Genomic DNA, 14,014 nt, shown 5'->3' on the forward strand with positions numbered 1-14,014 from the left:
GGCAGGGACGGGCTCGCCCCTATCGCGATCGGCGTCGGGAGGCGAAGGCGTCGACGCCGGTGAGCTCGGCGGAGAGCGCCCAGAGACGTACGGCGTCGTCGGCGTCGGCCGTACCCGGCCCGGCGTCGGGTCCGGTGGCCCGGGTGTGCGGGGCGACGACGGCACAGTCCTTGCAGTACACCCCGCCCAGGCCGGCCAGTTCGGGCGAGGTGGCCGCCCAGACCTGCGTCGCCGCTCCCTGGGCCGGCGTCTTGAACTCGGCGTTGACCGGGTTGCCCTGCTCGTCGATCCAGCCGGCGTCGACCATCTCGGCCGTCGCGAGGTGGCGTTGCAGCGGGGTGAGGATGTATCCGGGATGCACCGAGTACGCACGCACCCCGAAGTCCCGACCGAGTACGTCGAGCCGCACCGCGAACAGCCGGTTCGCCTCCTTCGACTGCGCGTACGCCTGCCACTTGTCGTAGCCACGGGTGAAGTGCGGGTCGTCCCAACGGATCGGTGACTGCGGGCCGACGCCGGAGGAGACCGCCACCACGCGGGCGGCACCCGCTCCCGCGATCGCCGGCCAGAGCAGGTTGACGAGCGCATGGTGCCCGAGGTGGTTGACGGCGAACTGCGCCTCCCACCCCGGCCCGACCCGGCTCTCGGAGCAGGCCATGATCCCAGCGTTGTTGATCACGATGTCGATGTCGCGACCGGAGTCCAGGAACCGTTCGGCGAATCCACGGATGCTGGCGAGGTCGGCGAGGTCCATTTCGTCGATCTCGACGCCGACGGTGCCGTCGAGCGCCGTCCCGGCGACCTCCCGTCGCCTCGCGGGGACGACGACCCGGGCGCCGGCACCGGCGAGCGCCCGGGTCGTCTCCAGCCCCAGACCGGAATAACCACCGGTGACGACGGCGAGCTTTCCGGCGAGGTCGATCCCCCGTAGCACCTCCTCGGCCGTGCTCCGGGCGCCGAACGTCGAACCGGTGGTGGCCTGCGGCATATCCATGGGAGCGAAGCTAGATGCTAGAGCGCGGTCTAGGTCAACGCGTACGCTCCGCGCCATGTCTGACACCCCGGCGGAACTGAGCATCGGGCAGGTCGCGGAGCGGACCGGCCTGAGCGTGCACACCCTCCGGCTCTACGAACGGGAGGGCCTGCTCACCACCGAGGTACGGCGGAGGACGAACGGCCGCCGCGTCTACAGCGAGTGGGACGTGCAGTGGCTCTCGAACTGTACGAAGTTCCGCGCGTCGGGAATGCCGCTGGCCACGATCCGCCGCCTCGCCGAGTTGGTCGGCCAGGGGCCGGGCAACGAGGCCGAACGGCTCGAACTGCTGCGCCGGCACCAGCAACGGGTCCTCGACCAGATCGCGGAACTCCACGACTGTCTCGACCTGATCAGGAACAAGGTCGAGGTCTACGAGGCACACCTGTCCCGGGGTACCGCCGGCAACCTCTGGAACACCCCGTCGGCCGCGCTCGGCGACCGGGCATAGCCGCGCCAGGTCTTCCGACGCTTCAGGGCTCGCGGGAGACGCCGTGCACCTGCCGCAGTCCCGGCACCGACGGAACCCGGCCCATCCGCAGAGTACGGATGGGCCGGTTCCGTACCGGTCAGCCGATCGGCAGGCGGTTGACCCACTCCTGCCAGGCCTGCTCGGCCCGCGCCGGATCCTGGTCGTCGGCGAAGAGGTGGTGGCCGAGCACCAGGACGTTGCCCCGATCCGTTCCGGAGTGGAGGAACCGGTAGAGCGCGTCGGAGGTGCGTACCCCGAAGTAGGTCGGCAGGCCAGCGAGGTCGACGACGCCGTCGATCGGCGGCAGCCCGTCGACGTGGAGCCGGGCGGGGGTGCCCTCGGTGACGGTGCCGGTGATGCCGAACGCCGAGGCCACGGCGGCCCACACCTGATCCGGCTCACCGGCTCCGGGCCGGAAGGCGGCGACCGGTGCACCGGTCCGGCCGGGGAAGTGGGTCAGGTACGCCGCCAGGGTGGACAGGTACATGTTCCAGCCGGCCTGCATCGCCTCGTACTCGGTCTCCCAGTTGTCGCCGAGGACCCCGCTCTGCACCAGGCGCAGCACGGTGCTGCTCTGCTCACGTCCCTCGATGAGGTATTCCATCGCCATGAAGGCGCCGTCCGGCCCCGGGTCGGAGCGGTACGCGAACCGCTTGGCCGGCTCCCACCCGGTCACCGTCGTCTCCTCGGTGTATCCGGCCATGGTGAAGCTGCCCCGGCTGCCCTCGCCCGGCGCCACCTCGGTGCGGCCCATGAACCAGGAGTCGACACCGGGACCGGTGGCGATCGCCTCCCACACCTGCTCCGGAGTCGCGTCGAGCTCGATGTCCTTGCGCATCTCGAACCTGTGTCCCACGGTGACTCTCTCCAGTTCGTCTTCTCGGCGGTGCCGGCCGGCGTCCGCGCCGGTGCTGCTCGCGCGGTCGAATTCCGCGCGGTCGAATTCCGCCGCTCGGTCGGGCGCTACTCGGGCGGGTGGTGCTCGGTCGGGCGCTACTCGGGCGGGTGCTGCTCGGTCGATGCGGTGCTAGCCGGTCGGTTCGGTGTTGTCGGTGGGCGGGGTGATGTTCGGGTGCAGGGCGATCACCACCCGGTGCTCGCGGCCGCCGGACGCGGACTCGTCGTGGTACCTGCCGACCAGGTCGGTGAGGGTCGCGGCCAGTTCGTCGGCGAACGCGGCCCGGTCGGTCGCGGAGGCGAACCGCACCTGGGCGTCGATCGCGAACGTCGCGACCCGCTTCTTCGCCCGGTCCGCGCCGGTGATCAGGGAGCCGACGTCCTGGACGAGTCGGGCGGCGACCGCCAGCAGCCAGCGCGCCGACAGCCGGTCCGCCGGCTGGGCCGGACTGGGCCGGACGGCGGAGAGCGCGATCGGCGAGATGACGTACGAGGCGGCGGTGGCCCGCATCACCCGCTCGGTGACGTTGCCCTTGCGCCGCTCCTCGACCAGCTCGATCAGCCCGTGCTGTTCCAGCGCCCGCAGGTGATAGTTGACCTTCTGCCGGGCCAGCCCGACCCGGGCGGCGAGCATCGTGGCCGAGGCGGGCTCGGCGAGCTCGGCGAGCAGCCGGGCCCGCATCGGGTCCAACGACGCCTCGGCCGCCGCCGGATCCTCGATCACTGCGATGTCGAACATGACGTCAGCGTCTCACCGACAATAGAAGTTGTCAAGACAAACCAAGCCGTCGGGGAGCCGGCGCCGCGGAGACGGCGCCCCGGAGACGGCGCGTCGCACCGCCCGGGCGGGATCAGCAGGCCGGGATCAGCGGGCCGGGATCAGCGGGCCGGGATCAGCGGGCCGGGCCGTCGTCTTCGTGGCACCAGCCGAGCAGCCGTTCGGCCTTCGTGCAGTCGTACAGCGCCTGGTTGCCCCGCAGTTCGCCCCGGATCGGCACCTCCGGATAGTGCTCCCGGCACAGTTCCGCACTGGGCCTGGGATGCTGGGTCTGCGGGGCCACGATGTAGAAGACCTCGTGGCCGGTGAAGTCGGCGGTGAGGGCGAGCAGGCAGGCCCGGGCCGCCGACCGGGACAGGGTGTACCCCCACAGGTCCCGGACGGCGAAGTCGGAGTGCACCCGGGCCGGCGGAGTCGACGGCCGGGCACGCACGACGGCGTGCAGACGCAGGCTGGCGATCGTCAGGTTGGCGTACCGGCGGGCGAAGCTGTCCGCCTGGGCCTCGACGATCCACTTCGACAGGCTGTACGGATCCTCGTTGTAGCTCGGGTGCCGCTCGTCGACCGGGAAGTAGTCGTAGCGCGGGTTCCGGCTGTATCCGCCGCCGATGGCGTTGACGCTGGACGCCAGGCAGATCCGTTCGATCCCGAGTTCGGCGGCGGCCCGCAGCGCGTTGTAGCTGGCGGTCACGTTCTCGTTGTGCACCACGTGGTCGGGCTGGCCCCACGGCTTCGGGTGCGCGGCGAGGTGCACCAGGGCCTCGCAGCCGGCCAGCACCCGCTTCAGTTCCGGATACGCGGTCACGTCGGCGGGCCGGCGTACCAGCTTGGGTGGTGGTTCGGGGGCGGCGGCCGCGACCGCCGGACGGTCGATCTCCACGACGGTGTGCCCCTCGGCCAGCGCCAGCCCGACCACGGCCCGCCCGACCCTGCCGGCGCCGCCGGTCACCGCTATCCGCATCTCACCACTCCCCGTCCCGTTCGCCGACCGGCACGTCGGCGTACGCGGCCTGCTGAAGTCCGCGCAGGTAGCCGACCGCGAAGAGGCGGCCGAAGATCGAGTACCCGGGACGGTCGTTGCTGTCACCGTCCACCGTGGGCACGTGGTCGGGGCGTAACACCCCGTGGTAGCCCACCTCACGGTACGCGCGCAGGCACTCCAGCAGGTCGGTGGGTCCGTCGTCGTGCCAGGTCTCCTCGAACTTCCGCACCGTGCCCCGGACGTCCCGCAGGTGTACGAAGAAGATCCGCTCCGCGAACCGCCGGATGACGGCCGGGATGTCGTCGGTCATCAGCCGGAAGTTGCCCTGGCACAGGGTGATCCCGTTGACCGGGCTGGGCACCAGGTCGAGCAGGCGCTCGTAGTTCTCGACGCTGCGCATGATGCGCCCGACGCCCCGGATCGGCGACAGCGGCGGATCGTCGGGATGCATGGCCAGCCGCACGTTCCAGCGTTCCGCGACCGGGACCACCCGGCGGAGGAAGTACTCCAGGTTGGTCCAGAGCTCCTCCTCGGTCAGCGGACCGAGTTCGGCCGGCGGGGCGTCGGCGAGCAGGGCGTGGTCGTACCCGCTGACCAGCGAGCCGCCCCGGGACTCGATGGCGGTGTTGGTACGCAGCCAGTTGAAGTCGGCCATCCACTCGTAGCACCAGACCGGAATGCCCAGCCGTCCCAGGTTCTCGATCAGTACGCAGATCGCGTCGATCTCCTCGTCCCGACCGGGCAGCCCGCGCTTGGCCAGGTTGTACGGCGGCCGGCTCTCCAGCACCGCCAGTCGGAACCCGAAGCTCTCGTACTGCTGCTGAAGCCGGAGCAGCGGCAGGTAGTCCCAGGGCTGCTCGCCCGGGGAGAGACCGGTGGCGGGCGGCAGGCCACCGACCGCGTGCCGGACGCCGGCCTGCCGGATCACCCGCCAGAGCTGGTGTGCCGAGTGTTCCGGCGGCAGCATCTCGGCAATTTTGATCATGGCGACTCCCAGGATCGACGGCGGCCAGGGGCGACGGCTCCGGCGACCCGGTTCAGCCCGGGTCCGCGTCGCGCTTCCACTGCTGGAAGTCCTGCTCGATGTGCGCGGCCCAGCTCGGTACGTCGATCTCCGCGCTGGTGTAGGCGCGCTCGGCGAGCCGCAGCTTGCCGAACACGTCCCGGACCCGGATGTCGTCACTGATCTCGGCGACCCGCTCGGCGAGGTGCGCGGGAATGAAGCTGAGCCCGCTCGGCGTGCCGAGTACGACGTCCCCGGGCAGTACGGTGGCGCCACCGATCCGTACCGGAATGTTGATTCCGGCGAGGGTGACGTCCCGGATCGGGGTCGGGTCGACGTCCCGGAAGAAGATGTTGACCCGGTCCAGTCCGGTCAGGCCCTGGAAGTCCCGGATGCCACCGTCGATCACCGCACCGGCGCGGGTCCGGGTGGCCACCGCCGTGCCGAGGTTGTCGCCGATGACGGTCCCCTCGACGACCTTGCCGAAGATGTCGGTGACCATGACGTCGCCCTCCTGGAGGGACTCGATGATCCAGGAGTTCTGCCGGTCGGCCTCCAGATGCCCCTCGCGGGCGCCGGCCGCCACCACCATCGCGTCGTAGTCCGGCCGGTGCGGCAGGAACTGCGAGGTCACCGCCCGGCCGACCAGGATGGTGCCGGGATGCGTCTGCCGCCAGCCGCCCGCGAACTGTCGCGGATAGCCGTTGTCCAGCAGCACGCTCCACGCCTGCTCGGTGGTGGCCTCGCGCAGTCGCTCCAGCACCTCGTCCGGTACCCGGGGACGACCGTCGTCGAACCGGTCGCCCCGCCAGGCACCGGTCAGCTCGACCAGCTCCTGCCGGGTCGGGTGCACCCGCATGTCGTACCTCCTGTGCTGCCGCCCGGTTGCCGGCCGGCAACGACCGCACCCGGGTGGTTCCCCTGTGGCAGACCCGCGCTGCCGGGCTCCTGAAACGTTTAAGTTGAGGTCTTCAGAGAACCACGGGCTCCACCGGAGATCAAGATTGACATTGCGACGCGGTTCTGTTCGGGGAAGGGCACAGAAGCGACGCCACCGGGCAGAAGGGCAGGTCGGGTGGGGCAACGCGCGATCGGCAGAACCTTCGAGAATGGCTTAACCGATTCAGGCAAGCCGTCGTCGTTTTCGCCCGGGGCGGCCATTTCACCGGGCGGCCGGCGGCGGCCCACCGGTCACCCGGTACGGCGTCGATCGCCCGCCGCGCGCCAGGTCGGGCGGGCGCGCCGGAAATTCCCGGCCGGGTTGTCGATTCCCGGAGGCACCGTTCGTCGTCATCCTGTGCAGCAGCCCCGCGGCACGTGACGAGACGGAGGAGACCGGCATGAGGTACATGTTCCTGATCTACATCGACGCCACCGCGCCCGACTCCGGTCAGGCGGAGATCGACGCCTACTGGGCGTACGACAAGGCGCTGGCGGACGTCGGCGCGCTGATCGAGAGCAACGCGCTCCAGAGCACCGAGACCGCGACGACGGTGCAGGTCGGCGCGGACGGAATCCGTACGGTGACCGACGGACCGTACGCCGAGACCCGCGAGATCCTCGGCGGCTACTACCTGGTCGACCTGCCGGACCTCGACTCCGCCGTCGACTGGGCCGCCCGGTGTCCGGGCGCGCTGACCGGCAAGATCGAGGTCCGACCGATCCTGGAGTTCGAGGAGCCATGACCGGGCCCGGCGGCCGGGACACCGTCGAGGCCGGGGCGGACGGCCGGGACACCGTCGAGACCGTCTTCCGGGAGGAACACGGCCGGCTGCTCGCCAGCCTGGTGCGGCAGTTCGGCGACCTGGATCTCGCCGAGGAGGTCGCCTCGGACGCCATCGAGGCAGCCCTGCTGCACTGGCCGGTCCGGGGTGTTCCGCGCCGCCCGGCGGCCTGGCTGCTCACCACCGCCCGACGCCGCGCCGTCGACCGGCTCCGCCGCAACCGGGCGTACGCCGCCCGGCTGGCCGTACTCCAGGCCGAGGCCGCCCGGGACGGCCCGGCGGCGCCGCCCGCCGGCGACGGCGACGTTCCGGACGAACGGCTGCGACTCTTCTTCACCTGCTGCCATCCGGCGCTGGCCGGGCAGGCACAGATCGCGCTGACCCTGCGCTGCCTGGCCGGGCTCTCCACCCCCGAGGTGGCGCGGGCGTTCCTGGTGCCCGTACCGACGATCGCCCAGCGGATCGGGCGGGCGAAGCGGAAGATCCGGGAGGCCCGGATCCCGTTCCGGGTGCCGGACGTCGACGAACTCCCGGACCGGCTGCCCGGCGTCCTCCGGGTGATCTACCTGATCTTCACCGAGGGGTACGCGGCGAGCGGCGGGCCGGACCTGGTCCGTGCCGACCTCGTCGCCGAGGCGATCCGGTTGGCCCGACTCCTGCACCGGCTGCTGCCCCGGGAACGTGAGGTGACCGGGCTGCTCGCACTGCTGCTTCTGGTGGACGCGCGCCGGGCCGCCCGGACCGGTCCCGAGGGCGACCTCGTCCTCCTCGGCGAGCAGGACCGTACGCGCTGGGACCGCGAGCGGATCGAGGAGGGCCGGCAGCTCGTGGTACGCGCACTGAGCGCGGAACCGCCGTCCGGTCGGCTGCCCGGCCCGTACGCCCTGCAGGCCGCGATCGCCGCGGTGCACAACGAGGCCGCCGACGTGGCCACCACGGACTGGCCACAGGTCGTCGCGCTCTACGACGTACTGGCCCGGGTCGCGCCCTCCCCACTGGTGGAACTGAACCGGGCGGTGGCGGTCGCCCTGCGCGACGGCCCGGCGGCCGGGCTCGCCCTGCTCGACGCGCTCGACCGCGATGGTCGGCTGGACGCGTACCACCTGCTGCCGGCCGCCCGCGCCGACCTGTTGTGCCGGCTCGGCCGCCGCGCGGAGGCCTCGGTGGCGTACCGGCGGGCGCTCGACCTGGTCGGCAACGAGCCGGAACGGGCGTTCCTGCGACGCCGACTGGCGGCCGTCGAGGAAGGACACTAGGCGGCTCGGCTTGGTGGGCTAGATGCCATTCCTGGCTCTATATCGGAGTTCGCCCATGGTGGACCGATGACCGCTGGTGTGCAGTGGTTTCTGAAACTTTCGCCGAGTTACTCTCCGGCAATGTTGCGATGATTTTCGGTTACCGATCCCCTTGACCAGCCATCGCATGCCGAGGTACGGAAGGCCGGAAGCTTCCCCGGGTCCACCCAGGGCTCCTCAGGCATCGATGCGGCTACAGTGCCGTCATTGAAGTTTCGGAATGTTTCCGTTAACCTCTCAAAATCGAATGCTGTCGATGTCAGACGGTAGGATTGTCAGTGCCTGATCGGAGTCTTCTGTCAGTGGGGCGGGCTCACGTCCGGCTGGCGCCGGAGGCACCCACCTCCAGCCGGACACCGCCCCGGCGGGCGGCGCCGGGGCCGGGCCAGGCCGTGAGGAGGACCCATCGGCCGGAGGCACCCGCACCCACCCCTCGACCGTCCGGGCGACCCGGGCCGGGTCGACCACGCGGACACCGCCTGCCGGGCCGTCACCACGGCTGGCGGTAGCTCGACAGACACACCTCCACCATCAGAATCAGTAGCCGAGGAGCAGCGAGTTATGAGCAGCGAAACCGTCCACGACAGATCGCACCCGATGGCGAGACGGGGACCCCGCGCCGCGCTGGTGTCGCTCGCGGTAGGCGTCCTCGCCGCCGGTGTGGCGATCACGTTCGCCCCCTCCGCCAGCGCCGCGACGACGCTCGGTGCGTCGGCCGCGGAGCGGGGCCGTTACTTCGGCACGGCGGTGGCCGTGAACAAGCTCAGCGACACCGCGTACGCGACGATCCTGAACCGCGAGTTCAACAGCGTGACGGCCGAGAACGAAATGAAGATCGACGCCCTCGAGCCGTCGCAGAACCAGTTCAACTACGCCAACGCCGACCGGCTCGTCAGCCACGCCCGCAGCCGGAACATGCAGGTCCGCGGCCACACCCTGGCCTGGCACTCCCAGCAGCCCGGCTGGATGCAGAACATGAGCGGCACCGCCCTGCGCTCCGCGATGCTCAACCACGTCACCCAGGTGGCCACCCACTTCCGGGGCCAGGTCGTCGCCTGGGACGTCGTCAACGAGGCGTTCGCCGACGGCAACGGTGGAGCCCGGCGCGACTCGAACCTCCAGCGCACCGGCAACGACTGGATCGAGGCCGCCTTCCGGGCCGCCGACGCCGCCGACCCGAACGCCAAGCTCTGCTACAACGACTACAACACCGACAACTGGACCTGGGACAAGACCCAGGCCGTCTACCGGATGGTCCAGGACTTCAAAACCCGGGGCGTACCGATCGACTGCGTCGGCCTGCAGTCCCACTTCAACAGCGGGTCACCGTACCCGAGCAACTACCGGACCACGCTCTCCAGCTTCGCCGCGCTCGGTGTCGACGTACAGATCACCGAACTTGACATCGAGGGCTCCGGCACCACCCAGGCGAACACCTACCGCAACGTGGTCAACGACTGCCTCGCCGTCGCGCGCTGCACCGGCATCACCGTCTGGGGCATCCGGGACACCGACTCGTGGCGGGCCAGCGGCACCCCGCTGCTCTTCGACGGCAGCGGCAACAAGAAGCCCGCGTACGACGCGGTGCTCTCCGCCCTGAACAACGGCACCACCCCCACCCCGCCGACGACGACCCCGCCGACCGGCAACCCGACCACCCCGCCCACCACCCCGCCGACCACCCCGCCGACGACCCCGCCGGGTGGTGGCGCCGGTTGTACGGCCTCGGTGTCGCTCAACTCCTGGACCGGCGGCTTCGTGGCCACGGTACGGGTGACGGCCGGATCGTCGGGCACCAACGGCTGGTCGGTCGGTGTGAACCTGCCGTCCGGCGCCACGGTCACCAACTCCTGGAACGCCCAAGGCAGCGGCACCAGTGGCGCGGTCACCTTCACCAACGTCGCCTACAACGGTCGGATCGCCGCCGGGCAGTCGACCGAGTTCGGTTTCCAGGGCTCCGGCAGCGGAACGGGAATGACACCGTCCTGTACCGCTAGCTGACCCACGTACGACACCACGTACGAACCCGGGTGCGGAGGACCACTAACGGTCCTCCGCACCCTTTGATTCGCGTAATTGCGGCCGTCAGCCGGAACGCCTCACCATTTCGTGGCTCCCGCTGGCCCGGACGGCACTTGGCTCCGTACCCGTCGGATGGCGATACCAGCCGCCCGGCGGGTTTCGACTGCGTACGCTCGTGCCACCATTTTCCCAATGTCCAAGGGAATGGAGATCCGGCCATGATCCGCAGATTCCTGCTTTGGATGGCGAACATGCTCGTGGGCGGCGCGACAGTGGTGTCCGGCGTCGCACTCATTCCCGCGCAGGAGCGTGGGAGCACCGTCTTTCCGGCCCTGTTGGTGTGGCTGACAGCGGTGCTTGTCGGCGTACTCCTGAGCGCACCCTTCTTCACCGATCCGCCCGATCCGAACGGCGGCTGGATGCTGACCCTGCCGATCTACCTGTGGCTGTTCCTGATCGTATTCAGGATGATCTCGTGGCTCGGCTTCACCATCCTGCGCCTCGTCTGGATCGGCATCGACCAACTCCGGAACACGGCGAAGCCGCATACCCCGTAGCCAGTGCTCGACCGTCACCTCGTCGATCAGCCCCAGGGGATCGCCTGGTCGCCGTAAGGGTGATCTCCCAGCCCGTCACGGGGTTCATGATCGGGGTCAACCCGGAGATCACCCCGGCACCGGCGGTGAGCCCTTCTGGCTGGACCCGACCCCGTGCTCGAATGTGGCAGCTCAATCCATCATGGAATGGAGTTGCCCTTCATGGGAATACCAATCCGGACTGCCGTCGGCGTGGGAACAGCCGTCGTGGTCCTGCTCGGTTCCACGACCGCTACGGCCGCCTCCACCAGGGACGGAATCAGCCAGGCGGCCCACCTCGGGCCGAACGGTTGGCGTGCCGATTCCGTCGACTGGAGGCCGTGCCCCGATCTCCCGGACGATGCCGGCCTCCGATGCGCCACACTCGACCTTCCGATCGACTGGGCCCGGCCGGGCGGGGCGACCTTTCCGATGGCGATAACCAAACGGGCCGCAAGCGATCCCCGGGCCCGGATCGGTCCGCTGGTGTTCGGCACGGGCGGCCCCGGCCTGTCCGGGGTAAATCACGTCGCCAAAGCCGATCAGCACCTCAGCCCGGAGATCCTCCGGCGGTTCGACATCATCGGCTTCGACCAGCGCGGTGTGGCGCGGAGCAGCCCAGCGGTCTGTTCCAACTCGCTACTCGCCCAGCAACCTTCTCCCGTACCGGCCGACGAGGTGGGGTACGCCCAGCGAATCTCCTTCAACCACCGGCTCTACGACAACTGCCGGGCACACACCGGACCGCTGTTCGACCACGTCGACACGGGAAGTGTGGCCCACGACGTGGACGCCCTCCGGGCCGCCCTCGGCGAGCGGCGGATCAGCTTCTACGGCGTGTCCTACGGCACCCTCCTCGGCCAGGCGTACGCGGAGCGTTTTCCGGACCGGGTCCGGGCGATGGCGCTGGACAGCGTCATGGACCACAGCGTGGGGACGGCGACATTCCTGCGTGACCAGGCAGCCGGTGTCGAAGACTCGTTCGACGAGTTCGTCGCGTGGTGCGGCCGGACCGGGTCCTGCGCGCTACACGGCCGGGATGTCGGTGCCCTCTACGACAACCTGATGCGCCGGGCCGAGACCGGCGCCCTGGTCGATCCGGGGCGCGGCGCCGGGCTGTCGTGGTTCGACCTGAGCCGCGGGACGTTCGGCTACCTCTACGGGCCGGACTGGCCCGGTCTGGCCGGTTGGCTGGACACGCTCGACAGGTCCACGTCGCCATCCGCCGAGGGTGCGTGGAAGGCGCCCGAGGCCGGAACGGCGCCCTCGGCACCGGCGCCCGGCCCACCGGTGACCGACGAGGTGACCCAGCACCCCTTCCCGGTGTTCTGCCAGGACTGGTCCCTGCCCGTCGACAACCACGCCGAACTGGCCCGGTACCTCGACATGTCCAGGGATACCGCACCTCATCTGCGCGTGTCGGTGGGCGCCGTCGTGCCCACGATGTTCTGCGCCGGCTGGGACGGCAGGGTGCACAACCCGCAGCACCGGCTGCGGGTGCGCACCTCGGTGCCGCTGTTGCTGATCAACTCCAGGAACGATCCGGCCACCCCGCACCGCTGGGCGATGAACGTCGCCGACCAGTTGGGCGGCAAGGGCCGGCTCGTCAGCTACGAGGGCGCGGGACACGGCGCCTATCTGCGTACGCCCTGCACCGTCGGCCACGTCGACCGGTACCTGATCGACCGGAGGCTTCCTTCGGTCGGCGCGGCGTGCCGGGCTGCGGCACCACCGGTGCAGCCGGCCGTGGCGAGCCGGGATGCGTCGTCCGCCCCACCGGCCGGCCCAACCTGGTCGGGCGCCCGCTCCTGACTGTCCGTGGCGGTGCGAGGGCCAGCGGCTGAGCCGACTTCACGATGACGCGACCGAGGCCGCGTGTGGTGTTTCCCGGTGCCGTCCGGGGGTAGCCGTGGCACGAGCGGCGGCGGGTAATCGGCGGTCGCGGGGAGGAGCCGAGGTGACCGACCCACGACGGTGGCATGGCCTTGCGACGGCGGTGGCGCGTGGTGGCGCCCGTGGCGGCGTCGCGGCGATGGCCATGTCCGGCTTCCGGCAGGTGACCACCGCCTTCGACCTCGTACAGCGGACGCCACCCGAGGCAGTGCTGCTGCAGACCGCGCCGAACCTGTTCCGCCGGGTGCCGGTAGGACGCCGCCAGGCCCTGGTCGAACTCCTTCACTGGTCCTACGGCGCTGCCGGCGGGGTGCTCTTCGGGCTGTTGCCCCGGCGCGTCCGCCGGCAGGGCTGGATCGGCCCGGTGTACGGCTTCGCCTTCTGGGCCGTGTTCGAGGCCGGTGTCTCCCCGGTGCTCGGCATCGACCAGCGCCGGCACGGAATTCGGGAACAACTGGCCCTGCTCGCCGACCACCTGCTGTACGGAACGGTGGTGGCTGCCGCACCATCGCTGGACGCGGACTGACCCTGTCCAGGGGGCGCCAGCGAGGCGTCGGGCCGCCGGCGCGTCACCCCCGGGCGTCCCGGTGACGCCTGCGCCGGCGCACCGTCCACCAGATCACCAGGCCGATCACCACCAGCGCGGCGAGCCCGGCACCGGCCTCGCCGACATGGTCCTCCAGGCGGCGCCAGGAGGCACCGGCCAGGTAACCGAGCATCACTACGGTGGTCGCCCAGGCCGCGCCGCCAAGGGCGTTGAAGAGCAGAAACCGGCGGTACGGCATCCGGTTCATTCCGGCCAGCGCCGGTACGAGGGTCCGCAGCACCCCGACCCACCGGCCCAGCAGCACCGCCAGCGGTCCGTGCCGGGCGATGAACTGCTCCGCGCGGGCCCAGCGCCGCTCGCCCACCCAGCGGCCGAGGCGACTGCGGCGCAGCGGGGCGCCGGTCCAGCGCCCGATCTCGTATCCGACGCTGTCACCGGCGATCGCGGCGACGACCGAGACGATGACCATCGCCGGAAGGCTGACCTGACCGGTCGCGGCGAGCGCGCCGCCGAGCAGCAACGCGGTCTCACCCGGCAGGAACAGCCCGATGAACGCGGCGGACTCCCCGAAGGCGAGCGCGGCGACCACCAGCAGCGCGGGCCACCCGGAGAGTGCGCTGAGGGTGTCGACGACGCCGTCCAACCGGGCCGCCCGTCAGGCGGCGCCGACCAGCCGGCGGTGTGCGGGCTGTCCGGCCGTTGCGGGTTCCACCTGGTCATCGTGCCCGAGCAGCTCGGATGAAACGCCGGAAATGCCCGACCTGGTGTTCCCGGCGGCCGGCCCGCTAACCGG

General features: G+C 70.8%; 14 protein-coding genes. 7 read left to right on the plus strand and 7 right to left on the minus strand.

The window, feature by feature from the left end:
• Positions 1–19 precede the first annotated feature (19 nt).
• Positions 20–994, minus strand: coding sequence for an SDR family NAD(P)-dependent oxidoreductase (locus tag H4W31_RS05095; RefSeq protein WP_192765581.1), 975 nt, complete (start codon positions 992–994; stop codon positions 20–22).
• Positions 995–1,049: 55 nt separating this feature from the next.
• On the opposite strand from H4W31_RS05095, the gene H4W31_RS05100 reads away from it, so the two are divergent.
• Entirely contained in the window at positions 1,050–1,484 is a 435-nt protein-coding gene (locus tag H4W31_RS05100) for a MerR family transcriptional regulator (RefSeq protein WP_192765582.1), read from the plus strand.
• Between the two features lie 118 nt (positions 1,485–1,602).
• Here H4W31_RS05100 and H4W31_RS05105 read toward each other — a convergent pair whose 3' ends face one another.
• From H4W31_RS05105 to H4W31_RS05125, 5 genes are all read right to left on the minus strand, one after another.
• A complete protein-coding gene (locus tag H4W31_RS05105; protein ID WP_318783033.1) occupies positions 1,603–2,361 on the minus strand; it encodes an SRPBCC family protein in 759 nt (252 codons plus the stop codon).
• 171 nt (positions 2,362–2,532) lie between these two features.
• Positions 2,533–3,141, minus strand: coding sequence for an ArsR/SmtB family transcription factor (locus H4W31_RS05110; protein ID WP_192765583.1), 609 nt, complete (start codon positions 3,139–3,141; stop codon positions 2,533–2,535).
• Positions 3,142–3,295: 154 nt separating this feature from the next.
• Positions 3,296–4,141 (minus strand): NAD-dependent epimerase/dehydratase family protein, encoded by an 846-nt coding sequence (locus H4W31_RS05115; protein ID WP_192765584.1) that lies wholly within the window; start codon positions 4,139–4,141, stop codon positions 3,296–3,298.
• Between the two features lies 1 nt (position 4,142).
• Positions 4,143–5,147, minus strand: coding sequence for a mannonate dehydratase (locus H4W31_RS05120; RefSeq protein WP_192765585.1), 1,005 nt, complete (start codon positions 5,145–5,147; stop codon positions 4,143–4,145).
• 52 nt (positions 5,148–5,199) lie between these two features.
• Positions 5,200–6,024, minus strand: coding sequence for an RraA family protein (locus H4W31_RS05125; protein ID WP_192765586.1), 825 nt, complete (start codon positions 6,022–6,024; stop codon positions 5,200–5,202).
• Positions 6,025–6,505: 481 nt separating this feature from the next.
• Between H4W31_RS05125 and H4W31_RS05130 the strand changes: the two genes are divergently transcribed.
• The 6 genes from H4W31_RS05130 to H4W31_RS05155 all read left to right on the plus strand — a co-directional run bounded on the left by H4W31_RS05130 (position 6,506) and on the right by H4W31_RS05155 (position 13,200).
• The gene (locus tag H4W31_RS05130; RefSeq protein WP_192765587.1) at positions 6,506–6,850 is read left to right on the plus strand and encodes a YciI family protein; all 345 of its coding nucleotides are present in this window, start codon (positions 6,506–6,508) and stop codon (positions 6,848–6,850) included.
• Entirely contained in the window at positions 6,847–8,145 is a 1,299-nt protein-coding gene (locus H4W31_RS05135; protein ID WP_192765588.1) for an RNA polymerase sigma factor, read from the plus strand. The genes H4W31_RS05130 and H4W31_RS05135 overlap by 4 nt, the downstream gene beginning before the upstream one ends.
• Positions 8,146–8,781: 636 nt before the next feature.
• A complete protein-coding gene (locus H4W31_RS05140) occupies positions 8,782–10,185 on the plus strand; it encodes an endo-1,4-beta-xylanase (RefSeq protein ID WP_192765589.1) in 1,404 nt (467 codons plus the stop codon).
• Between the two features lie 239 nt (positions 10,186–10,424).
• A complete protein-coding gene (locus H4W31_RS05145; RefSeq protein ID WP_192765590.1) occupies positions 10,425–10,763 on the plus strand; it encodes a hypothetical protein in 339 nt (112 codons plus the stop codon).
• 450 nt (positions 10,764–11,213) lie between these two features.
• Positions 11,214–12,593 carry an alpha/beta hydrolase gene (locus tag H4W31_RS05150; protein ID WP_192765591.1) on the plus strand — a complete coding sequence of 460 codons (1,380 nt, stop codon included), beginning with the start codon at positions 11,214–11,216 and terminating at the stop codon, positions 12,591–12,593.
• A gap of 145 nt (positions 12,594–12,738) precedes the next feature.
• Positions 12,739–13,200, plus strand: coding sequence for a hypothetical protein (locus tag H4W31_RS05155; protein ID WP_192765592.1), 462 nt, complete (start codon positions 12,739–12,741; stop codon positions 13,198–13,200).
• A 43-nt stretch (positions 13,201–13,243) separates the two neighbouring features.
• On the opposite strand, the gene H4W31_RS05160 is transcribed toward H4W31_RS05155, so the two are convergent.
• Positions 13,244–13,864, minus strand: a complete 621-nt coding sequence (locus H4W31_RS05160; RefSeq protein ID WP_192765593.1) for a DedA family protein — start codon at positions 13,862–13,864, stop codon at positions 13,244–13,246.
• Positions 13,865–14,014: the final 150 nt, after the last annotated feature.

The organism is Plantactinospora soyae (assembly GCF_014874095.1).
In the GTDB taxonomy this organism is placed as follows: domain Bacteria; phylum Actinomycetota; class Actinomycetes; order Mycobacteriales; family Micromonosporaceae; genus Plantactinospora; species Plantactinospora soyae.